This window comes from Frischella sp. Ac48 (assembly GCF_019641635.1).
Lineage (GTDB): Bacteria > Pseudomonadota > Gammaproteobacteria > Enterobacterales > Orbaceae > Frischella > Frischella japonica.
Map to the genome: position 1 here is coordinate 14,382 of NZ_JAETXP010000006.1, position 22,684 is coordinate 37,065.

The 22,684-nt window shown below is 36.2% G+C and carries 25 protein-coding genes; 20 read left to right on the forward strand and 5 right to left on the reverse strand.

Annotated features, from left to right (window positions below; translation table 11 throughout):
- Positions 1–103: 103 nt before the first annotated feature.
- Positions 104–907, reverse strand: coding sequence for an exodeoxyribonuclease III (gene xthA, locus JMI89_RS03800; RefSeq protein ID WP_220679377.1), 804 nt, complete (start codon positions 905–907; stop codon positions 104–106).
- Between the two features lie 447 nt (positions 908–1,354).
- On the opposite strand from xthA, the gene tyrA reads away from it, so the two are divergent.
- The gene (gene tyrA, locus JMI89_RS03805; RefSeq protein WP_187754234.1) at positions 1,355–2,476 is read left to right on the forward strand and encodes a bifunctional chorismate mutase/prephenate dehydrogenase; all 1,122 of its coding nucleotides are present in this window, start codon (positions 1,355–1,357) and stop codon (positions 2,474–2,476) included.
- Between the two features lie 20 nt (positions 2,477–2,496).
- Here the strand turns inward: tyrA and JMI89_RS03810 are convergent, their stop codons facing one another.
- A complete protein-coding gene (locus tag JMI89_RS03810; protein ID WP_220679378.1) occupies positions 2,497–3,528 on the reverse strand; it encodes a LacI family DNA-binding transcriptional regulator in 1,032 nt (343 codons plus the stop codon).
- Between the two features lie 313 nt (positions 3,529–3,841).
- Between JMI89_RS03810 and JMI89_RS03815 the strand changes: the two genes are divergently transcribed.
- The 11 genes from JMI89_RS03815 (at position 3,842) to fdx (ending at position 13,760) form a co-directional block, all read left to right on the forward strand.
- Positions 3,842–4,285, forward strand: a complete 444-nt coding sequence (locus tag JMI89_RS03815; protein ID WP_187754236.1) for a PTS sugar transporter subunit IIA — start codon at positions 3,842–3,844, stop codon at positions 4,283–4,285.
- A gap of 32 nt (positions 4,286–4,317) precedes the next feature.
- Entirely contained in the window at positions 4,318–4,590 is a 273-nt protein-coding gene (locus tag JMI89_RS03820) for a PTS sugar transporter subunit IIB (RefSeq protein ID WP_187754237.1), read from the forward strand.
- A 21-nt stretch (positions 4,591–4,611) separates the two neighbouring features.
- Complete coding sequence (locus tag JMI89_RS03825; protein ID WP_220679379.1) at positions 4,612–5,979, forward strand: PTS ascorbate transporter subunit IIC; 1,368 nt, start codon at positions 4,612–4,614, stop codon at positions 5,977–5,979.
- 767 nt (positions 5,980–6,746) lie between these two features.
- On the forward strand, positions 6,747–8,099 hold the full coding sequence (locus JMI89_RS03830; protein WP_255562848.1) for an MFS transporter: 1,353 nt from the start codon (positions 6,747–6,749) through the stop codon (positions 8,097–8,099).
- 176 nt (positions 8,100–8,275) lie between these two features.
- The gene (gene iscR / locus JMI89_RS03835; RefSeq protein ID WP_187754240.1) at positions 8,276–8,734 is read left to right on the forward strand and encodes a Fe-S cluster assembly transcriptional regulator IscR; all 459 of its coding nucleotides are present in this window, start codon (positions 8,276–8,278) and stop codon (positions 8,732–8,734) included.
- A 29-nt stretch (positions 8,735–8,763) separates the two neighbouring features.
- Positions 8,764–9,978 carry an IscS subfamily cysteine desulfurase gene (locus tag JMI89_RS03840; protein ID WP_187754241.1) on the forward strand — a complete coding sequence of 405 codons (1,215 nt, stop codon included), beginning with the start codon at positions 8,764–8,766 and terminating at the stop codon, positions 9,976–9,978.
- 23 nt (positions 9,979–10,001) lie between these two features.
- Positions 10,002–10,382, forward strand: a complete 381-nt coding sequence (iscU, locus tag JMI89_RS03845) for a Fe-S cluster assembly scaffold IscU (protein ID WP_187754242.1) — start codon at positions 10,002–10,004, stop codon at positions 10,380–10,382.
- Positions 10,383–10,611: 229 nt separating this feature from the next.
- Entirely contained in the window at positions 10,612–10,935 is a 324-nt protein-coding gene (gene iscA / locus JMI89_RS03850) for an iron-sulfur cluster assembly protein IscA (protein WP_187754243.1), read from the forward strand.
- Between the two features lie 37 nt (positions 10,936–10,972).
- On the forward strand, positions 10,973–11,494 hold the full coding sequence (gene hscB / locus JMI89_RS03855) for a Fe-S protein assembly co-chaperone HscB (RefSeq protein WP_220679381.1): 522 nt from the start codon (positions 10,973–10,975) through the stop codon (positions 11,492–11,494).
- 39 nt (positions 11,495–11,533) lie between these two features.
- Entirely contained in the window at positions 11,534–13,393 is a 1,860-nt protein-coding gene (gene hscA, locus JMI89_RS03860; RefSeq protein WP_220679382.1) for a Fe-S protein assembly chaperone HscA, read from the forward strand.
- A 28-nt stretch (positions 13,394–13,421) separates the two neighbouring features.
- Positions 13,422–13,760, forward strand: coding sequence for an ISC system 2Fe-2S type ferredoxin (gene fdx / locus JMI89_RS03865; protein WP_220679383.1), 339 nt, complete (start codon positions 13,422–13,424; stop codon positions 13,758–13,760).
- A gap of 113 nt (positions 13,761–13,873) precedes the next feature.
- On the opposite strand, the gene tehB is transcribed toward fdx, so the two are convergent.
- The 3 genes from tehB to JMI89_RS03880 all read right to left on the reverse strand — a co-directional run bounded on the left by tehB (position 13,874) and on the right by JMI89_RS03880 (position 18,008).
- Positions 13,874–14,734, reverse strand: a complete 861-nt coding sequence (gene tehB / locus JMI89_RS03870) for an SAM-dependent methyltransferase TehB (RefSeq protein WP_370633710.1) — start codon at positions 14,732–14,734, stop codon at positions 13,874–13,876.
- Positions 14,735–14,983: 249 nt separating this feature from the next.
- Complete coding sequence (fmt, locus tag JMI89_RS03875) at positions 14,984–15,928, reverse strand: methionyl-tRNA formyltransferase (RefSeq protein ID WP_370633711.1); 945 nt, start codon at positions 15,926–15,928, stop codon at positions 14,984–14,986.
- Between the two features lie 220 nt (positions 15,929–16,148).
- Entirely contained in the window at positions 16,149–18,008 is a 1,860-nt protein-coding gene (locus JMI89_RS03880) for an SLC13 family permease (RefSeq protein WP_370633712.1), read from the reverse strand.
- 571 nt (positions 18,009–18,579) lie between these two features.
- Between JMI89_RS03880 and rpsJ the strand changes: the two genes are divergently transcribed.
- The 8 genes from rpsJ to rpsC are packed head-to-tail and all read left to right on the forward strand — an operon-like array spanning position 18,580 to position 22,684.
- On the forward strand, positions 18,580–18,891 hold the full coding sequence (gene rpsJ, locus JMI89_RS03885; RefSeq protein ID WP_187754247.1) for a 30S ribosomal protein S10: 312 nt from the start codon (positions 18,580–18,582) through the stop codon (positions 18,889–18,891).
- Positions 18,892–18,924: 33 nt separating this feature from the next.
- Positions 18,925–19,551, forward strand: a complete 627-nt coding sequence (gene rplC, locus JMI89_RS03890) for a 50S ribosomal protein L3 (RefSeq protein ID WP_187754248.1) — start codon at positions 18,925–18,927, stop codon at positions 19,549–19,551.
- A gap of 16 nt (positions 19,552–19,567) precedes the next feature.
- Positions 19,568–20,182 (forward strand): 50S ribosomal protein L4, encoded by a 615-nt coding sequence (rplD, locus tag JMI89_RS03895; protein ID WP_187754249.1) that lies wholly within the window; start codon positions 19,568–19,570, stop codon positions 20,180–20,182.
- Positions 20,179–20,481: a 50S ribosomal protein L23 gene (rplW, locus tag JMI89_RS03900; protein WP_187754250.1), complete on the forward strand. Its 303-nt coding sequence runs from the start codon at positions 20,179–20,181 to the stop codon at positions 20,479–20,481. Before rplD ends, rplW begins: the two co-directional genes overlap by 4 nt.
- A gap of 18 nt (positions 20,482–20,499) precedes the next feature.
- Complete coding sequence (rplB, locus tag JMI89_RS03905) at positions 20,500–21,324, forward strand: 50S ribosomal protein L2 (RefSeq protein ID WP_187754251.1); 825 nt, start codon at positions 20,500–20,502, stop codon at positions 21,322–21,324.
- An 18-nt stretch (positions 21,325–21,342) separates the two neighbouring features.
- Positions 21,343–21,621, forward strand: coding sequence for a 30S ribosomal protein S19 (gene rpsS / locus JMI89_RS03910; RefSeq protein WP_039103318.1), 279 nt, complete (start codon positions 21,343–21,345; stop codon positions 21,619–21,621).
- A 13-nt stretch (positions 21,622–21,634) separates the two neighbouring features.
- The gene (gene rplV, locus JMI89_RS03915) at positions 21,635–21,967 is read left to right on the forward strand and encodes a 50S ribosomal protein L22 (protein ID WP_187754252.1); all 333 of its coding nucleotides are present in this window, start codon (positions 21,635–21,637) and stop codon (positions 21,965–21,967) included.
- 15 nt (positions 21,968–21,982) lie between these two features.
- The gene (gene rpsC / locus JMI89_RS03920; RefSeq protein ID WP_187754253.1) at positions 21,983–22,684 is read left to right on the forward strand and encodes a 30S ribosomal protein S3; all 702 of its coding nucleotides are present in this window, start codon (positions 21,983–21,985) and stop codon (positions 22,682–22,684) included.

The following is a 22,684-nucleotide window of genomic DNA, read 5'->3' on the forward strand; positions in this document are numbered from 1 at the left end:
ATCTCATTAACTCATATCTTGATAAGTGATACGTTTATAGACGTTTGTTAACTTAGTTTTTAGTTCTATAAAACATTGGTTATAATCACTTTATAAATACAAATCAACAGTCAAACTCAGCCCAAATTGGTGCGTGGTCAGAGGGTTTATCCATACCCCGAATTTCAAGATCAATGCCTGTATTGATACAGTATTGTGTTAACTGCTGACTGGCTAATATCAAATCAATTCTTAGTCCCGTATTAGTATCAAAGCCACGAGAGCGGTAATCGAACCATGAATATTGTTTATTCAGTGGATTTTGCGAGCGGAAAGTATCGACAAAGCCAAGTTGAAAAATTTGCGCCATCCATTGGCGTTCCTCTGGTAAAAATGAACATTTACCCGTTTTTAACCAACGTTTTTTACTCTCTTCTGACAAGCCTATATCTAAATCGGTCGGACTAATATTCATATCACCCATGATAATGGTTAATTGTTGATTAAGGGCAGCCGTCTGCAAATAATCAAATAAATCTTGGTAAAATTTCTGTTTAGCAGGAAATTTAATCGGGTGTTCTCGGTTATCTCCTTGAGGAAAGTAACCATTAATAATTGTAATTTCACCGAGCTTACTGGGTATTTTGATTTCAATTAAGCGGCATTGTGCATCGTCGGTATCGGTCGGTAATCCATAACGTACGGTATTTGCTACTTGTTTGGTTAATAACGCAACACCATAATGACTTTTTTGACCATGGTAATACATGTGATAGCCTAAATGTTCTAGCTCTGCAATTGGAAACAGCTCATTATGAACTTTGGTTTCTTGTAAGCCGATTACGTCGGGTTGATATTTATTGATAATAGCTTCAAGTTGATGAATTCTTGCTCTTAGGCTGTTAATGTTAAACGAAATAAATTTCATAGATAAAAAAATGAATGACTAAAGTTATTCATCATGCTAGCAAAAATCCGTTATACTGTTAAGTGGATTAAATTAATATTAGAGTTTTAGGCAGATGAGAAATTAAAGTTTTATTTCACATTAGGTTATTTATGTACTAGGTTTAATCTAATAGGTTATGACTGTATTTATTGGTTTGACTAAAAAATTAAGATAGTAACCCACGAAGACTAACTAAGATTGAATGTAGAGACTTGGATTGTGGGATTCTTAATGGTCTTTGGTTTCGAATTTATGCTAGGTAGTTACGCAATCTTTTATCTTAATTGCTTAATAAATATTTATATAGTTATGGTAAAAAAAGAATATCTTATTTTGATAAATTGGTAAAGGAATGGAGTTAACGTTAATGCATTTTGCAGTATTCTTAATACAATAACATATTATTAAAACGTATTTGGGGTTTTTATGTCGGTAGAATTAAACAGTTTACGTGATAAGATTGATGAAATCGATCAAGCAATTTTATCTTTAATTGCCAAGCGACTGGAATTAGTTGCACAAGTCGGGGAAGTAAAAAGCTTGCATGGTCTACCGATTTATGATCCCAAACGCGAATCTACAATGCTAGCAAAACGACGTTATGAAGCTGAACAGGCAGGTATTCCGCCTAATTTAATTGAGGATATTCTTCGACGTCTTATGCGGGAATCGTACATTAGTGAAAATGATAAAGGTTTTAAGAAGGTTTATAGTGGTCAGGGATCTGTAGTAATCGTTGGTGGTAATGGGCAAATGGGCAGGCTTTTTACTCGTTTATTCACACTGTCAGGTTATTATGTAAAAATATTGGGTTCAAAAAATATGCATCAAGCTACAGAAATGGTCGCTGATGCAGCAGTAGTGATTATTACTGTACCAATTAATAAAACAGTTGAAATAATTAATCAATTACCGGAACTACCACATGATTGTATCTTAACGGATTTTACTTCAATAAAACAAATCCCATTACAAACTATGTTAAATAAACATCGCGGTCCTGTTGTCGGGTTGCACCCTATGTTCGGTCCTGATGTGCCTAATTTAGCAAAGCAAGTTATTGTCTATTGTGACGGACGGCAGGTTGAAAAATATCAATGGCTGATTGAACAGATGAAAATTTGGGGGGCAATTCTTTATCCTATTACTGCTAGCGAACATGATAAATGCATGTCATTTATTCAAGCATTACGTCATTTTACTTCATTTACATATGGTGTAAATTTACAGCAAGAACAGGCTAATTTGGAGCAACTTATTGCATTATCTTCACCGATTTATCGTTTAGAGTTGATGATGGTTGGGCGGTTATTTGCACAAGATCCACAGCTTTATGCGGATATCATAATGTCATCTGAGCAAAATATTGAGTTAATTAAACATTACTATCAACGATTTGGTGAAATGGTACAATTAATTGATCAGGGTGATAAGCAGCAGTTTATCAAGCATTTTAATCAGGTTACCGAATGGTTCGGTGATTATGCTCAACGATTTATAAAAGAAAGCCAATCTTTATTAAAATTAGCAAATGACAATCGTGCTTAATTTTAGGAAATGAGCCAATATTATAAGCTAGCTCTAGTTTTGATAATGGGGATTAAAAATGATAAGTCTGTTTCAGTATCATCAATATCAGGGCAAATCTGTTTTAATAAAAGTGTTGCTGTGTGTTGACCCATTAGCTCAGCAGGTAACGCTACAGTTGTTAATGGAGGGACACAGACTTGACTAAATTCACTGTCACCAAACCCACATACAGCCAATTGATAAGGGACTCGAATATGGCGGCGATGGCATTCGTTAAGTACTCCACCTGCTAATTCGTCAGTAGTACAAATTAAAGCGTCAAGTTCGGGCCAATTTAAAAGCATTTCTGGTAGCAATTCACTTCCAGTGGCAAAGCTAGCTGGTTTAGCTGCATTGATAATTCTATGCGTAGGTAGATGATGAGCTAACATTGCTCGATGCCAACCATGCAATCGTTGTTGAAAAAGATGATACTGTTGATTAGCACACAATAATCCAATATGTCGATAACCTTGTTTGATAACGTATTCTGTTAACATTAACATTGCTAAACTATCATCAGGTTGAATATTGATATTGATACAAGAGTAAGATTGAATACCGATGTTTATTATCGGTAATGTTTTACGGTGAACAATTTTTTCAATTATAGTTGGGTTTTCTACATAGAATAATACAATAGCGGCAAGATTCTGACTGTACAGTGCATTGATTAATTGTGCTTCGTTTTTATGATAGTGATATGTTTCAATAATTAAGGTGGTGTAACCATCTTTAGCTAAACTTGTTTGTAACGAATTAAGTAAAATTTTCGTTGAATGGTCACAAATTTTAGTGGTGACGACTGCAATTAATCGATTGGCAGATGCCGACGCTAATAAGCTTGCCACAACGTTCGGTTTATAACCTAAATCATCTATAGCTGTTTGTATTTTCTTGCGCAATTTATCAGAAACTCGCTCTGGTGTACGTAATGCCCTTGATACGGTCATGGTGCCCACGCCAGCATATTTGGCCACATCAAATAATGTAATTTGTCCAGTGTTGCGACGTTTCTTCGTATCTTGCATTTTTTTTCCTATTGCAGCAAAACTAATAATATATTTTGACTATAACTCATTGCTAAATGACATGAATATAAATTAATGCTTTGACATATGGTAAGTCAATTTTTGAAATAATAATCAATAATGTTATCTTAGACTGTAACCATTCTTATTTTCTTTTCAATATATAAAGATGTTATCTGTATCACAGAATTGTTAAAAATTTAATTATTTTTTGATAGCGCTATCACAATTTTTATATTCTTTAATTTTTATTGTTACATAGTATGCTAACTTTTTAATAGAAAATCACAATAATGGCTTTATTGGAGGAAAAATGCTAGCAAAATGGTTAACGCAACAAACGGTAAATGTTGTTGAGTCAGTAGATGATTGGAAACAAGCCATTAGGCTTTGTGCATCACCATTATTAGAAAATAATGCTATTACACCAGCTTATATCGAAGCAATTTTTCAATTGCACGAAACAATTGGTCCGTATTATGTATTAGCACCCGGTATTGCAATGCCACATGCTAGACCAGAACAAGGCGTTAATCGACTTGGGTTATCCATGTTGTTAGTGAAAAAAGGGGTAAAATTTAATTCGTCGGAGAATGATCCTGTTTACTTAATCACTTTATTAGCAGCGAATGATAGTTCTAGTCATGTTGATATGTTAACTCAATTAGCCGCATTATTCGCTGAATCCAAGGACATCGAAACAATATTTAAGGCACAAGACCGAGAGCAAGTCTTGGCAGTAATTAATCGTTATTAACACTTATAGTTATAGGTAAAAGGATAAACACTATGAAAATTATGGCAGTTTGTGGTTCTGGTCTTGGTAGTAGTTTTATGGTTGAAATGAATACTAAAAAAGTTTTGAAAAAGTTAGCGATTGATGCTGAAGTTACTCATGCAGATCTTGCATCGGCAACACCTGATCAGGCTGATTTATTTATCATGACTAAAGATTTAGCTGCAAGTTCGGGTATTCCCGCAGATAAATTAGTCGTTTTGAACAATATTATTGATATCAACGAGTTGGAAGCTAAGCTTGTTGAACATTTTGCTAAGCAATAATCAAATTTATGAGGTGTTGCTATGATTCAAGAAGTCGTGAAATTTATCGTTGATATTTTAAAAGTACCCGCGGTATTAGTTGGGATTATTGCGATGATCGGACTAATAGCGCAACGTAAATCATTTGCCGATACAGTTAAAGGAACAGTTAAAACGATTCTCGGTTTTTTGGTGTTAGGAGGTGGTGCTGGTGTCGTCGTTAACTCAATTACACCGCTAGGTGAAATGTTTGAACATGCTTTTAATTTAAAAGGTTTTGTTCCGAATAATGAAGCGATAGTATCAATGGCTATGAAAGAATATGGTGTGACAACTGCATTGATCATGGCATTTGGAATGGTAGCCAATATTGTGGTAGCCCGCTTCACTCGTTTAAAATTCATTTTTCTAACTGGTCATCATACTTTTTATATGGCTTGTATGATTAGTATTATTTTGACCGTAGCCGGTTTTACAGATTGGCAGTTAGTCTTTACTGGAGCTTTAGTACTTGGTTTAATAATGGCTTTCTTTCCAGCGCTAGCACAATCTCAAATGCGTAAAATTACGGGTAATGATGATGTTGCTTTTGGTCATTTCGGTACATTAGGTTATGTCATAGCTGGGTGGTTAGGACAATTAGTCGGTAAAGGATCGCGTTCGACAGAAGAAATGAATCTCCCTAAAAACTTGAGTTTTTTACGTGATAGCTCGATTTCGATATCATTAACCATGATGGTCATCTACTTGATTTTGGCAATTTGCGCTGGACCTGAATATATAAATACTAAACTCAGTCACGGCGATAACTATTTAGTTTATTCTATTATTCAGGCAATTACTTTTGCTGCGGGTGTCTTTATCATTCTACAAGGCGTACGTTTAATTCTTGCGGAAATTGTGCCGGCTTTCACTGGATTTTCTGAAAAATTAGTGCCAAATGCTAAACCTGCTTTGGATTGCCCGGTTGTATTTCCTTATGCGCCAAATGCCGTATTGATTGGTTTTATGTTTAGTTTTCTCGGTGGTTTGGTTGGATTATTTGTCTTAGGGCAACTAAAATTATCACTTATTTTACCTGGGGTAGTTCCGCATTTCTTTTGTGGTGCAACGGCTGGCGTATTTGGGAATGCGATGGGCGGGCGTCGAGGGGCAATGCTTGGTGGATTTGTTAATGGTTTATTGGTCACATTTTTACCTGTTTTGCTATTACCCGTATTAGGTTCTATCGGTTTTGGCAATACGACTACATTTTCTGATGTTGATTTCTGCGGTGTTGGTATTATTATCGGTTATATGGCTGAATGGTTCAATAAAGATATCATTATGGGGATTATTGTGGCAATTTTTGCTTTGCTTGTAATATATAACTATACCGTGAAACCAAAGAAAAGTAATAACGAAGCATAAATTTTAGTTAGTTTAAGAAATGTTATTATTATATAGTAACGGCAAGAGAGTATATTTCTTACAGTTTTTAATCATAGAATAATAATTTTATATGGCTCAAGTGAATTGAGCCTTTTTTATTTGGTGGTAGACATTCTTTTTTACTTAATAAAAGTGCTTTTAAAATATTCACAGGTAAAAAAGAATTTTCACTATTAAGTAATGTCAGTATTCCTTTTCGATAGAACATATTTAAACGTGTTTTATGGTTATAAACTCGCTGTAGTTTTGTTATCCCATAATTGCTTATAGCGTAAAATATGAGCAATCAGTCAAGCTGTAGACAAAGTAAATAATTTAAACATATCGATAATTATCAACAATAAAATTAATAGGTTATAAATTAATTAATAAAAGTTTCTTGAAATTTTTTTGATATTAATTTTTAAAATAGGTTATTAAAATCATTATCAAATTTGTAGGCAAATAGAGTACTTAACCATCATATGGTTTGTTATTAAATGATTTAAAGTAATGGGTTAATGTTTTCTTTATCCGACTAAGTCCTATAAAAAAATGATTTTTCAGCGAAAAATCTAATAAATAAAGTTTGTATCGATTATTAGAAAAAATAAGAAAGTAATTTCTTAATATGCGATTAAATCCCCAGTTAAAAAATTGTAACCCATTGATATAATTTACATTTATTGCAAATCCTTTATACTATTTTTAATTCCAATCAAGGTGTTGGTGATTAATCTTTTAGCGAAATGGTAGAGGGATAGATGATGAGTTATACTTTGCATACAATACAACAATGGTATCCAGAAGATGATTGGTTTTGGGAAAGAACGGGTAAAAAAATTGCAAATCGTAATTTAAAAATTTCAATTTGTTGCTTATTACTCAGTTTTTGTGTTTGGATGCTATTTAGTATTATTACTATTCATTTAAACGCAATTGGATTCCATTTTTCTAATACGCAATTATTTTTATTAACGGCTATTCCATCTATTTCTGGGGCAATTCTTCGGGTACCTTATTCATTTGTTATTCCAATTTTTGGTGGCCGATTTTGGACCGCATTTAGTACCTTTATTTTGATTATTCCTTGTCTATGGCTCGGATATGCGATTAAAAATCCGACTACGTCTTACAGCGAGTTTGTGTTAATTGCGCTGTTATGTGGTTTGGGTGGTGCTAATTATGCTTCAAGTATGGCAAATATCAGTTTCTTTTACCCTAAAGCACACTTAGGCGCGGCACTTGGTTTAAATGGTGGATTGGGTAGTTTAGGAGTTAGCGTCATTCAATTAGTCACATCTTTTATTATCTTTTTACCTATGTTTGATGAAAAATGGATATTATTGGCAAATGGTCAAAAAATTTGGTTGCAGAATGCGGCGTTAATTTGGGTACCGATACTGATTGTTTTTTCGGCAATAGCATTATGGAAAATGAATGACTTACCTAGCATAAAAGCATCGTTTAAATTGCAATCGGTGGTATTGAAAGATAAAATGATGTGGGTATTAAGTTTGCCATATTTAGCTACATTTGGATCTTTTATCGGTTTTTCCGCCGCCTTTGCGATGTTATCTAACACACTCTTTCCCGAAATCAATATAACCTATTTGGCTTTTTGGGGACCTTTGATTGGAGTGCTGGCGCGACCAATCGGTGGAGTGTTCGCCGATAAATTTAATGGTATTTATATGACTTTAATTAATTATATTTTAATGATTATTTTAGTCATATCGGTATTTTTATCTCTACCAAATATATTATCAATTGAGGGCTCATTCGTCGGTTTTTATAGCGCTTTTCTATTGATGTTTTTTATAGCTGGATTAGGTAGTGGCTCAACATTTCAAATGATTGCAACTATATTCCGCCAACATGTCATTGATCGATTAACACTAAAAGGTGTTAATCAAACATTAGCCACGAGAAATGCTATGACAGAAACTGCGGCAGCTTTAGGGTTTATATCAGCAATTGGTGCAATTGGTGGTTTTTTTATACCGCAGATATTTAGTTTATCATTGTTATTATTTAATTCTGTTTATTATGCTTTAATTGTATTTATTCTTTTTTATATTATTTGTACTATAATTACTAAATTTAGTATTAATAAATAATACTTAAGCTAACTAGATAAATTTTCTATATGTATATTGGGGCACCTAATGGTGCCCCTTTTTTATACGATTGATTTTAGCTATTGTTAATATCCGACTAAAATACTCAACTAAATACTTGACTAAAAAAAAAGGATATATACAATACGCGATTAAAATCAAAAAGGAAATAACTTATGAAATTAACATCAAAAGGTCGCTATGCAGTAACTGCAATGCTTGATGTTGCACTTCATTCAAAAAAAGGTCCTGTGTCGTTGGCGGATATATCAGTAAGGCAAGCGATTTCGTTGTCTTATCTTGAGCAATTATTCTCGCGTCTTAGAAAAAATGGCTTAGTCATCAGTGTCAGAGGTCCTGGTGGAGGCTATGTACTTGGTCGTAAAATGAATGAAATTGCCATCAGTTCGATTGTGAAAGCGGTGGATGAAACTGTCACTGCGACTAAGTGTCATGGCGAGGAAGGTTGTCAGGGTGGTGTTAAATGTTTAACCCATTCATTATGGAATGAGTTAAGTGAACGAATTGATAGTTTTTTAACGGGTATTACATTGAGTGAGCTCGTCAAAAGTGAAGATGTTAAAACTATCGCCGATAGACAAGATAATGTCATTCGAGTCAATCACCTTAACTGATTATGAGATATTGATTATTGGAGCGCTAAATGAAACTTCCAATTTATATGGATTATGCTGCAACAACTCCCGTTGATCCTCGGGTAGCAGAGAAAATGATGCAATATTTAACGCTGGATGGCATATTTGGAAACCCAGCGTCCCGTTCACATCGTTTTGGTTGGCAAGCTGAAGAGGCAGTTGATATTGCCCGTAATCAAATTGCTGATTTAATTGGTGCCGATGCTCGTGAGATCGTCTTTACTTCTGGTGCGACTGAAGCAGATAACTTAGCAATTAAAGGTGCGGCTCACTTTTACAAAGCCAAAGGTAAGCATATTATTACTTGTAAAACTGAACATAAAGCAGTATTAGACACTTGTCGTCAATTAGAACGTGAAGGCTATGAAGTTACTTATCTATCACCAGAAACAAATGGTTTAATTGACCTGAAGAAGCTAGAGCAAGCAATACGTGATGATACCATTGTGGTTTCTATTATGCATGTAAATAATGAAATCGGTATTATTCAGGATATCGAAAAAATCGGTGAATTATGTCGTAGTCGTGGTATTGTTTTTCATGTCGATGCGACACAAAGTGTTGGTAAATTACCGATCGATTTAACGAAGTTGAAAGTTGATTTAATGTCCTTTTCTAGTCACAAATTATATGGTCCTAAAGGTATTGGCGGCTTATATGTAAGACGTAAACCACGTATTCGTATTGAAGCACAGATGCATGGTGGCGGACATGAAAGAGGCATGCGCTCGGGAACTTTACCGGTACATCAAATTGTTGGTATGGGTGAAGCCTATCGTATCGCTAAGCAAGAAATGGATAGCGAGATGGCCCGCTTACAGGCATTAAAGCAACGTTTATGGAATGGTTTAAAAGATATTGATGAAGTCTATTTGAATGGTTCTATGGAGCATAGTGTCGCAAATATTTTAAATGTAAGTTTCGCTTATGTTGAAGGTGAATCTTTAATGATGGCATTAAAGGATTTAGCCGTTTCATCGGGTTCTGCTTGTACTTCTGCAAGTTTAGAGCCATCTTATGTATTACGCGCTCTAGGTTTAAATGATGAATTAGCACATAGTTCTATTCGTTTTTCGTTAGGTCGATTTAGTACCGAAGAAGAGGTCGATTATGTGATTAAGTTGTTACATGATTCGATTGGTAAATTACGCGATTTATCTCCATTATGGGAGATGTTCCAAGACGGTGTTGATTTATCGCAAATCAAATGGTCAGCCCATTAAAAACAGTTAAACGAGGAAAAATTATGGCATATAGTGACAAAGTTGTCGATCATTACGAAAATCCTCGTAATGTTGGTTCATTTGATAAAAATGATCCAAATGTTGGTAGTGGTATGGTTGGCGCACCAGCATGTGGTGATGTGATGCGTTTACAGATTAAGGTTAATGACAATGGTATTATTGAAGATGCAAAGTTTAAAACCTATGGTTGTGGTAGTGCTATTGCATCAAGCTCTTTAGTGACAGAGTGGATTAAAGGTAAGTCTTTAGATGAGGCGAGTGCGATTAAAAATACTGATATTGCTGAAGAGTTGGCGCTACCACCGGTAAAAATTCACTGTTCGATCTTGGCAGAAGATGCGATAAAAGCAGCCATTGAAGATTATAAAAGTAAGAAAAAATAATATCATTTTTAATCGTGATATGTTTTTTATTATATGTCATCCACCTCATCTATTGGCCAAATTATAAAAATGGCATGTAGATACATTGAATAAATTATGATATTCCGACATTACGTTGCACTATTTATGCGAAATATATTAGATTTTAGTATAAATCTTTATACATTTAGTAATGAATTTAGATGGTTATTCGGATAATGGTATGGGATACATAATAAAGGAAAAAGATATGTCAGTGACTTTAACTGAAAGTGCAGCTAATCGGATACACTCATTTTTAGCTAACCGTGGCAAAGGTATCGGGTTACGTCTTGGCGTCAAAACATCGGGATGCTCTGGTATGGCTTATGTTCTTGAGTTTGCTGATGAGATATATGACGATGATACAATTTTTGAAGACAAATCAGTCAAAATTATTGTTGATAAAAAAAGCCTTGTCTATTTAGATGGTACCGAATTAGATTTTGTTAAAGAAGGCTTGAATGAAGGTTTCAAATTCAGCAATCCAAATGTTAAAAATGAGTGTGGTTGTGGCGAAAGTTTCAATGTCTAGTCAGGCATATTGCTTTTGTAAATAAGAGGGGGGGGACATGGAAAAAAATTATTTTAATTTATTGCAATTACCAGTTGTATTACCCATTGATGGTTCCCTTTTAAGTTTACACTATCAGCAATTACAGCGGCAGTTTCATCCAGATAACTATGCGACAGCGCCAGATAACGAAAAAGCTGCAATTTTGCAACAATCAGCTTCCATCAATGCTGCTTATCAAACCCTAAAAGATCCTATTAAAGCTGCCGAATATCGGCTAAGTTTAGAAGGAATAAATATTAATGAAGAGCAGCAAACTATTCATGATAGTCCATTTTTGATGGAACAATTTATGTTGCGAGAGCAACTGGATGATCTTGAACATGAGCAAAATTGGGATGAGTTAACATTATTTTATGATGAGATGATTGAGCGTAAAAATCAAATTTATGCACAATTATTAGAGTATATTAATCAATCTCATTGGCTAATGGCAAAACAGCAATTATATAAGCTACGTTATTATGCAAAATTGATTGAACAGATCGAGCTGCTTCAAGAAAAACAGTTTAATTTATAATATCTTATTATCAATCTATTAGTCTAAAGAGAATATTTCATGGTTTTATTGCAAATCAGTGAGCCAGGGCAGACGGCACCACCACATCAACGACGTGTCGCGGTAGGTATAGATCTTGGTACAACTAATTCACTTGTGGCAACGGTGCGAAGTGGGCAAGCTGAAACGTTACCTGATTTAGAAGGGAACCATTTGCTTCCTTCTGTGGTACATTATGGTATTGATCATGATGGGAATAGTTTAATTACGATCGGTTATCGTGCTAAGCAAGGGGCTGTTCTTGATCCACACAATACTGTTAGCTCGATTAAAAGGATGATGGGTCGTCATATTAGTGATATAGATAATAATCATTTACCTTACTCACTTAGCGCAGGCGAAAATGGCGTACCGATTTTAAATTTGGTTAATCGAACTGTTAATCCGATTCAAGTTTCAGCTGATATTTTACGTGCATTAGTTACAAGAGCAAATGAATCATTAGGTCAAGCACCAGATGGAGTAGTCATAACTGTTCCAGCGTATTTTGATGATGGGCAACGTCAGGCAACCAGAGATGCAGCAAACTTAGCCGGATTACATGTATTGCGTTTATTAAACGAACCTACTGCTGCCGCAATTGCCTATGGGTTGGATTCTGGGCAGGAAGGGGTTATAGCTGTTTATGATTTGGGGGGCGGCACATTTGACATTTCGATACTCCGGTTAAGTAAAGGAGTATTTGAAGTTTTAGCTACAGGCGGTGATTCAGCATTAGGTGGCGATGATTTTGATCAACAATTAGCCTTATGGATTGCCGATAAAGCTAAAGTGAGCAATCGTTATGATCCGTATTTACGACGGCAATTACTCGACCTGGCAAATCAGATCAAACAGCAGTTATCTATTTATGAACAAGTAAATATTGATTTTAATGGTTGGCACGGATACCTTTCCCGCCAAGAATTTAATCATTTAATTGAACCTTTAATTAAAAAAACATTATTTTCATGCCGACGCGCATTGAAAGATGCTAATGTGGATATCACTGATGTTGTTGAAGTTGTTATGGTTGGCGGATCCACACGTATTCCCTATGTGCGTGACAGAGTTGGCGAATTCTTCAATCAAACGCCGTTAACCTCAATTGATCCTGATCGGGTAGTCGCGATTGGTGCCGCGATTCAAGCCGATATCTTAGTGGGGAATAAACCCGATGCCGACATGTTATTACTTGATGTTATTCCGCTATCATTAGGAGTTGAAACCATGGGGGAGTTAGTGGAAAAAATCATTCCACGTAATACGACCATTCCATGTGCTTATGCCCAAGAGTTTACAACGTTTAAAGACGGTCAAACTGCGATGATGATCCATGTTTTACAAGGCGAACGTGAAACGGTTGCCGGTTGTCGCTCGTTAGCGCGTTTTACATTACATGGTATTCCACCGATGCCCGCTGGAGGAGCCCATATTCGGGTAACATTTCAAGTTGATGCTGATGGTTTATTAAGTGTTACAGCTATCGAAAAATCTACCGGTGTGCAAGCCGCAATACAAATCAAACCATCTTATGGATTAACGGATAAAGAAATTGCACAGATGATTCAAGACTCGTTAAGTCATGCTGAATTTGATAAACAAGCACGGCGCCTTGCTGAACAGAGAGTTGAAGCTGCACGAGTATTAGAAAGTTTACAAACGGCCTTGGCACAAGACGCTGATTTATTATCTCGTTCGGAACTTGATGTGATTCTAATTGAAAAGCAACGCTTAGCTACATTAGCAGAAGAACAAGATAGTAGTGAAATCGAGAGGCAAATTAAGAAAATGGATCACTTAACCCAAGAATTTGCTGCCAGAAGAATGGATCGTTCCATTAAACATGCATTGGCCGGTCAGCGAGTTGATGATATTTAAGCCTTGAATTTTAAAAAGAGAGCGAATTATGCCAAAGATTACTTTTTTACCGAATGCTGATCTTTGCCCAGAAGGTATCACAGTTGAAGCTGAGAAGGGTGAATCAATTTTAGAAGTAGCATTACGTAATGATATTGAAATTGATCATGCATGTGAAATGTCATGTGCGTGTTCTACATGTCACTGTATAGTACGAAAAGGTTTTGATTCATTAGAACCTAGCGATGAACAAGAAGATGATATGCTTGATAAAGCTTGGGGAGTTGAGCCTCACAGTCGTTTAAGTTGTCAAGCCATAGTTGACGATGAAGATTTGACGGTTGAAATTCCTCGTTACAGCTTGAATCATGCAAAAGAAGATCATTAATCAATATCACGATGTTGCTTTGAGACGAAGTTAGCTTTTGAATAGGAGCTCTCTGATGAACTAGCCGTTCATATTGGTTTTTTATTGATATTTTAACGGTGTGAAGCATTTCTTTATTTCTTTTGAGCTAATAACGTTGCAAACCGTAATCGTATGTGATTACCATTGTGGTCTGTTTTATGTAATTGTTCAACATTTTCGTTATACTCAATGATATTCCAGTTTTGATAATATTGACGTAATTCTTCTTTTTTAAAGGTAAATGGAAATGGTATGGAACAAGGGTAATCGGCAGTAGACATTGCGTTCACAATAAGATTGTAACCTTTTGAATTGGTTATATTCTGCATATTGTTAATGATATCTGAAATTCGATCTGGTTGTAAGAACATCATTACTGAAGTTGATATAATTAAGTCATATTGTCCAGTTAGATTTGCTTGATTGATGTCATAAACTTTGGCTTTTATTTTTGTGAGAAAGTCCTGTTTAATGATTTGATTGAGATTTTTAATACAATTTTCATTTTTATCGACAGCATCAACATCAAACTCAAATAAGTTTAAATATAATGCGTTGCGTCCTGATCCACATCCTAAGTCTAATGCCTTACCTCCAGCTATAATTTTAGTCGCTTTGATCACATTGCTATGTGTTTGGGGTAAGCCATATTTCTTACGACAATAATCTTTTTTATCACAATAGAAAGATAGTTGGCATTCGATGTCGTCTGATACAGTGACAATTTTATGGCGATGTTGAGGTATGATAAACGGAGGTTGATTATCCACAGAAAAATAATGCATGCCAGTAATATTTCCAGTGTTATCCAAAGTTGCAAATTCCATTTCACCCTTAAAAATGGCTAGTTTTATCCAAGTTTCCTCATCTGTGCGGTTTGATTCTCTAAATATTTCTGGAATGGTATTTATGTACCAAATGGGAAAAGTTTTATAATTGACTAGGTTTGCTATCACTTTTCATATTCTCAATATTATATTAATTCGTTGAGCATTATAGGAGGATATTTAGACGTATGCCATTATTTTTTTTGAAATTTTTGATATTTTACTGTGTTTTTTTTTATAAAAGCAAATGAATAATTTGTGTTAGTCATGACATTATAAATGGATTTTTTAACCTGTAAAAAATGATAAAGTTTTCAACATATTATTTTGATATTACGGGAATTGATATAAAAAACTTTATCATTTATATATTATTTAAATGCTATTACCAACAGTGAACCACGCTTTACGTGAATTAAGAATATCTTGTGCAGACATGACTTTTTTTCCGGATGGTTGTAATTGAGTAATATTTAAAATTCCTGCAGAGGTGGCAACTTGAATACCATGCTTATCCGCTTGTATGATCGTGCCAGGTTCCTGCTTACAAGCTTTAAGTATTACATTGGCTTGCCAAACTTTTACTGGTGCTCCATTGATTTCAAAGTAACTTATTGGCCATGGATTAAAAGCACGAATGCAACGTTCAAGTTGTTCTGCAGGTAAATGCCAATCTAATTTAGCTTCTTGTTTTGAGAGTTTTGCCGCATAAGTAACTTGTGATTGATCTTGTTTTTCTGGATGTATTTTTTTTTCGATGATTAGCGTTAAGGCTTTAAGTAAAGCCTCTGGACCTAGTTGAGCTAATTTATCATACAATGAAGCACTGGTATCATGCTCTTCAATCATACATTTTTGTTTATATAACATGTCCCCACTATCAAGCCCGGCATCCATTTGCATAATGGTTACGCCTGTTTCTTTATCGCCTGCCCAGCATGCTCGTTGAATTGGTGCAGCGCCACGCCATTTTGGTAATAGTGATCCATGAACATTGATACAACCAAGTTTTGGCATATCTAGTACAGCTTGCGGTAAAATCAATCCGTAAGCGACCACAATCATAATATCGGCATTAAGTTCAGCAATCATTTGTTGATTTGTTAGTTCTTTTAGCGTTGCGGGTTGGTAAACTGGTATATGATGTTGTAGGGCTAGTTGTTTTACCGGACTTGCTGTGATTTTATTTCCTCGACCTGCCGGTTTGTCTGGTTGAGTAAATACCGCTATGACTTGATGTGAAGAATCAAGAAGTGCTTGTAAATGTTTTGCTGCAAAATCGGGTGTACCAGCAAAAATAATTTTTAGAGGTTGTTTTATGTTATGTTCTATCATGATAATTACCTGTTATTCTTTGAAGAATGTATAACTCTTCTCTATTTTGTCGTTAACTAGTATATACTTAAATGTTATTGATTTGCAGTTATCAGTTTAAGTTAGAACAACATTTATGAGGCCAAAGATTGGTATTTTTTAGCTCAATGTTACCCATTGAGCTAATTAAACATAGTTGTTAACTGAGGATAACCCATAAAATTACTTAAAATGGAAAAAAGAGTGGGACTAAGAGAATATCAACAATAAGAACTAGAAAGGTCAATGGTACGCCAACTTTAACAAAATCACCAAAACTATAACCACCTGGAGCAACAATCATGGTTTTTACCGGTGACGAAACCGGTGTAATAAATGATGCTGAAGTGGCAATGGCTACTGTCATAGCAAATGGATATGGAGAATATCCAAACCCAAGTGCAATATTGATGGCAATTGGTGCAATTAAAATTGCTGTCGCGGTGTTAGTAATAAATAATCCCACCACAGAACAGAGTAAAAAAATGAAAGTTAATGCGACATATGGTCCATAACCAGAAAGATGTTGTTTGAGTAAATCTGAGAATAAATTAATACCACCTGTTTTATTTAGTGCTAGAGCGAAAGGCATCATACCGATAATTAAAATTAAACTAGGCCAGTGAATCGACTTATAAGCGCTTGTCATATCAATACAGCGCGTAAGTCCCATTAATAAACAAGTTATCAATGCTGCTACGACATTTGGCACAATACCGCTTACCATTAATACAATCATGATGGTAAGATTAATTAATGCCGCAATGGCTTGTGAACTTGCCGGCGCTACATCATCCATATCTGCGGGAAAATCTAACACGACGAAATCATTTGTTTTCGTTTGTAATTTGCGAATGGATCCCCAATCGCCACAGACTAATAATGTATCACTAATTTGTAATTTTTCTTCAAATAAGTTATTCGCTTCAATTGGAGCATGGTTACGACGAATACCGATTACCGTGAGGAAATATTTGCTGCGAAAATCGATTTCATTCAATGTTTTTCCATATAATGATGATTCTGGTAATAGTGCTACTTCCGCCATACCAACTTCTTTTACTTGATCAGAAAAATATTCGCCACGTAGCACTTTAGGTTCTAAAGAATAAGCCGCTAGGAAATTACGATAATCGGCATCAGAATGACAGAAATCCAATAGCAGCACATCCCCTTCACGAAATTCAGTCATACTATTGACCGGTATTAAGACTTTTCTAAATTTACGCCAACGTTCTATCCCAATTACGTTAACATCTTGTTGACTCCTAAGATGGAGACTATCGAGCGTTTTACCTATAAAAGATGAACCAGGTAATATTTGAGCTCGGTGGGCTCTACCAGACAATTTATATTCTCGAATTAAATCGGTTATCTGTCTACGCGCTGGCGATTGTTGTAATTCATTAGCGGTTTTTTTCGATATGAGCCAATTGCGACTAATAATACAGTAGATAATGCCAACCGCTAATACTCCCAGACCAATTGGTGTAATAGAAAAAAATTTGAACTCTTCAAGTGTCGCTCGTTCTAACTCACTGTTAACAACTAAATTTGGTGGCGTAGCTACTAATGTCATCATGCCACTAATTAATGCAGCAATACATAATGGCATCATTAATTTTTTTACATGTATACCTGAATGAGTGGCAATACTGATAACAACGGGAATAAAAATCGCTACAACACCGGTGGAACTCATTACCGATCCTAATAAAGCGACAGCTAACATAATGAGGATAATAATCCGAATATCATTCTTACCGGCTACTTTTAAGATGTATTCACTCATCTGATAAGAGATACCGGTTCTAACAAGACTCTCACCAATAATAAATAATAAAGCGATCAAGACAATATTAGGGTCACTAAAGCCAGACAATGCTTCGCTAGGTGTTAAAACACCGGTCATTATAATAGCGGTTATAGCAAGTAGTGCAATAATATCCATACGTAACTTGGTAAAAGAAAATAGGATAATAACGACGAATAATAAGCTACAAGTTGTCAGTAATTGGTAGTGCTCTGCTAATGCGGGAGGTAACAGAGAAAGCAATTCTTGGGTAATAGAAGATAGTTTCAAAATGAGATCATTTTATTATGTGATTTTTACCATATCATACCGTAACTAAATATTCTTGAGCAAGCTAAACAATATTAGTATAAAAAATAAACTAACATATCTTTTATCGCTGCTTTATTATCAACATTTGATGCTAATAAAATGAAATAACCACGATACGGCATGGATTTTTGATTCATTAATGTTTAAGAAGAGAGAAACAGATATTTATTATTACTGATAAATTATATAAAAATCGATAATATTCAGTTTGTTAATTTAAAGTATAATTCATGTTGATTTTAATAAATTATTGATTAGCCAAATAGAATCAATTTTGCACAATTAAACAGTTGCATTGATTCGCTTTTTCAGTATAATACTCGGACTTCGCTCAATAAGGGCGAGGTTTATTGGATGCCAGTCTTGGTTACATCCGCACAATACTCTCGATTTGGGGGTTACGTAAAGAACGGATTACACTCTCCTGTCAATCGAAACAGGGAATGAGGGGTAGTCTTTTGTTATAACTTTTTTATAGTGGAGCTCTGGTCTCATGCAGAACCAAAGAATCCGAATCCGTCTAAAAGCATTCGATCATCGTTTGATTGATCAATCTACTGCGGAAATCGTTGAAACTGCGAAGCGTACTGGTGCGCAAGTTCGTGGTCCTATTCCATTACCGACGCGCAAAGAGCGTTTCACTGTATTGATTTCACCACACGTTAATAAAGACGCACGAGATCAATACGAGATTCGTACTCATAAACGTCTAGTCGATATCGTTGAACCAACTCCAAAAACAGTTGATGCTCTGATGCGTCTAGATCTTGCTGCCGGTGTTGACGTGCAGATCAGTTTGGGTTAATTCTGGGCTGAAAAGGATTAAGAGGTCGAAACAATGATTGGTTTAGTCGGTCGAAAAGTGGGAATGACACGAATCTTCACAGAAGAGGGTGTTTCAATTCCTGTAACCGTAATTGAAGTTGAAGCTAACCGTGTTACTCAAGTGAAAAATATTGAGAAGGATGGTTATCAAGCGATTCAGGTTACTACTGGTAGCAAAAAAGCTAGCCGTGTAAATAAACCTGAAGCAGGTCATTTTGCTAAGGCTGGTGTTGAAGCTGGTCGTGGTTTATGGGAATTCCGTTTTGAAGAAGGCGAATTCACTGTAGGTCAAAGCATTAATGTCGATATTTTTACTGACGTTAAAAAAGTTGATGTTACTGGTACATCTAAAGGTAAAGGATTCGCTGGCGTTACAAAACGTTGGAATTTCCGTACTCAGGATGCTACACATGGTAACTCTTTGGCACACCGTGGACATGGTTCTATCGGTCAAAACCAAACTCCAGGTAAAGTGTTCAAAGGTCGTAAAATGGCAGGTCACCTAGGTAATGAACGAGTAACTGTTCAAAACTTAGATATTGTACGTGTTGATGCAGAGCGTAACCTTTTATTAATTAAAGGTGCTGTTCCAGGTGCAATCAATAGTGACGTAATTGTTAAACCAGCGATTAAAGCTTAACGTCGAGGAGATAGAAATGGAATTAGTAGTTAAAGACGCGCAAGCGCTTTCTGTTTCAGAAACTACCTTCGGACGTGATTTTAATGAAGCATTAGTTCACCAAGTTGTTGTTGCATATGCATCAGGAGCTCGTCAAGGAACTCGTGGTCAAAAAACTCGTGCAGAAGTAGCTGGTTCTGGCAAAAAACCATGGCGTCAAAAAGGTACTGGTCGCGCTCGTTCAGGTTCTGTAAAGAGCCCTATCTGGCGTAGTGGAGGTGTAACATTTGCAGCAAAACCACAAGATCATAGCCAAAAAGTTAACCGTAAAATGTATCGTGGTGCACTAAAGAGTATTTTCTCTGAGTTAGTGCGTCAAGATCGTTTAGTGGTAGTTGAGAAATTCACTGTAGAAGCTCCTAAGACTAAATTATTAATTCAGAAATTAAAAGCAATGGATCTTAATGATGTATTGATTATTTCTTCTGAAATTGATGAAAATCTTTTCTTAGCTTCACGTAATATCTATAAAGTTGATGTGCGTGATGTTGCTGGTATTGATCCAGTTAGCTTAATTGCATTTGAAAAAGTTCTCATGACTGTTGATGCAGTGAAACAAGTTGAGGCAATGTTAGAGGAGAAAGTAGCATGATTCTAGAAGAGCGTCTGCTTAAAGTCCTGCGTGCACCTCATGTTTCTGAAAAAGCATCTCTTTCAATGGAGAAAAATAACACATTAGTGTTAAAAGTTGCTAAAGATGCTACTAAGAAAGAGATCAAAGCCGCAGTTGAACAACTATTTGAAGTTAAGGTAAACGATGTTAATACTTTAGTTGTAAAAGGTAAAGTAAAACGTCGTGGTCAACAAATTGGTCGTCGTAGCGACTGGAAAAAAGCTTACGTCACTTTAGCTGAAGGTCAAAATTTAGACCTTGCAGGCGTCGCTGAGTAATTCGGAGGAGTAAGAACAATGGCAGTTGTTAAGTGTAAACCTACATCTCCGGGTCGTCGCCACGTTGTTAAAGTGGTTAACCCAGAGTTGCATAAAGGTAAACCTTATGCACCTTTGCTCGATGCAAAGAGCAAAACTGGTGGTCGCAATAATAATGGACGTATTACTACTCGCCATATCGGTGGTGGTCATAAACAACATTATCGTATTGTTGATTTTAAACGTAATAAAGATGGTATTCCTGCTACAGTTGAGCGTTTGGAATATGATCCAAATCGTAGTGCGAATATTGCGTTAGTTTTATATAAAGACGGTGAACGTCGTTATATTCTAGCTCCAAAAGGCTTAAAAGCCGGAGATCAGATCCAATCTGGTGTTGATGCATCGATTAAAACAGGTAACTGTTTACCAATGCGTAATATCCCTGTTGGTTCTACCGTGCACAATATTGAAATGAAACCTGGTAAAGGCGGACAGCTTGCTCGTTCTGCTGGTAGCTATGTTCAAATCATTGCACGTGAAGGTTCATATGTAACACTTCGTCTTCGTTCTGGCGAAATGCGTAAAGTATTATCTGATTGTCGTGCTACTATTGGTGAAGTTGGCAATTCAGAACATATGCTTCGCGTATTGGGTAAAGCTGGTGCAACACGTTGGCGTGGCGTTCGTCCTACTGTTCGTGGTACGGCGATGAACCCAGTAGATCACCCACATGGTGGTGGTGAAGGTCGTAACTTTGGTAAACATCCTGTGTCTCCATGGGGTCAAAAAGCCAAAGGATTGAAAACGCGTAGCAACAAACGTACTGATAAGTATATTGTTCGCCATCGCAATAAGAAATAATTAAATAGAGGATTAGCTATGCCACGTTCTCTCAAGAAGGGTCCTTTCATTGACCTACACTTGCTGAAGAAGGTAGAGAAAGCGGTGGAAAGCGGGGACAAGAAACCATTACGTACTTGGTCCCGTCGTTCAACGATCTTTCCTAATATGATCGGATTGACCATCGCTGTCCATAATGGTCGTCAGCACGTACCAGTTTATGTTACCGATGAAATGGTTGGTCATAAACTCGGTGAATTTGCGCCGACTCGTACTTATCGCGGTCATGCAGCAGATAAGAAAGCTAAGAAGAAATAAGTAGGAGAAAGAGATGGAAACAATTGCAAAATATCGCCACGCTCGTTCTTCTGCACAGAAAGTTCGCTTAGTTGCTGATTTAGTGCGCGGTAAGAGTGTGTCACAGGCACTTGATATTTTAACTTACACCAATAAAAAAGCGGCTGTACTAGTTAAAAAAGTATTAGAATCTGCGATTGCTAATGCAGAGCATAACGACGGTGCTGATATTGATGATCTGAAAGTTGCGAAAATATTCGTAGATGAAGGGCCAACCATGAAGCGTATTATGCCTCGTGCTAAAGGTCGTGCGGATCGAATTTTGAAGCGTACGAGTCACATTACTGTGATCGTGTCTGATCGCTAGGTCTGGAGAATAGCAATGGGTCAAAAAGTAAATCCAAATGGTATCCGATTAGGTATTGTCAAACCTTGGACATCTACCTGGTATGCAGATACAAAAGAATTCGCTGATAATTTAGAAGGCGATTTTAAAGTACGCCAATTTCTAAATAAAGAATTAGCACAAGCGTCAATCTCGAAGATCGTGATCGAGCGTCCAGCTAAGAGCATCCGTGTGACTATTCATACTGCTCGCCCTGGTATCGTAATCGGTAAAAAAGGTGAAGACGTAGAAAAATTGCGTAATACCGTAGCGAGCATTGCTGGTGTACCTGCACAGATTAACATTGCCGAAGTTCGTAAGCCTGAGCTTGATGCAAAATTAGTTGCTGACAGTATCACTGCTCAATTAGAACGTCGTGTTATGTTCCGTCGTGCAATGAAACGTGCAGTACAAAATGCTATGAAAGCTGGTGCTAAAGGTATCAAAGTTGAAGTTAGTGGCCGTTTAGGCGGAGCAGAAATTGCTCGTAGCGAATGGTATCGTGAAGGTCGTGTACCATTACATACACTTCGTGCAGACATTGACTATGGACTTTCAGAAGCACTAACTACTTATGGTATTATTGGTGTTAAAGTGTGGATCTTCAAAGGTGAGATCCTTGGTGGTATGGCTGCCGTTGAACAAGTAGAAAAACCTGCTGCTCAACCGAAAAAGCAGCGTAAAGGCCGAAAACAATAA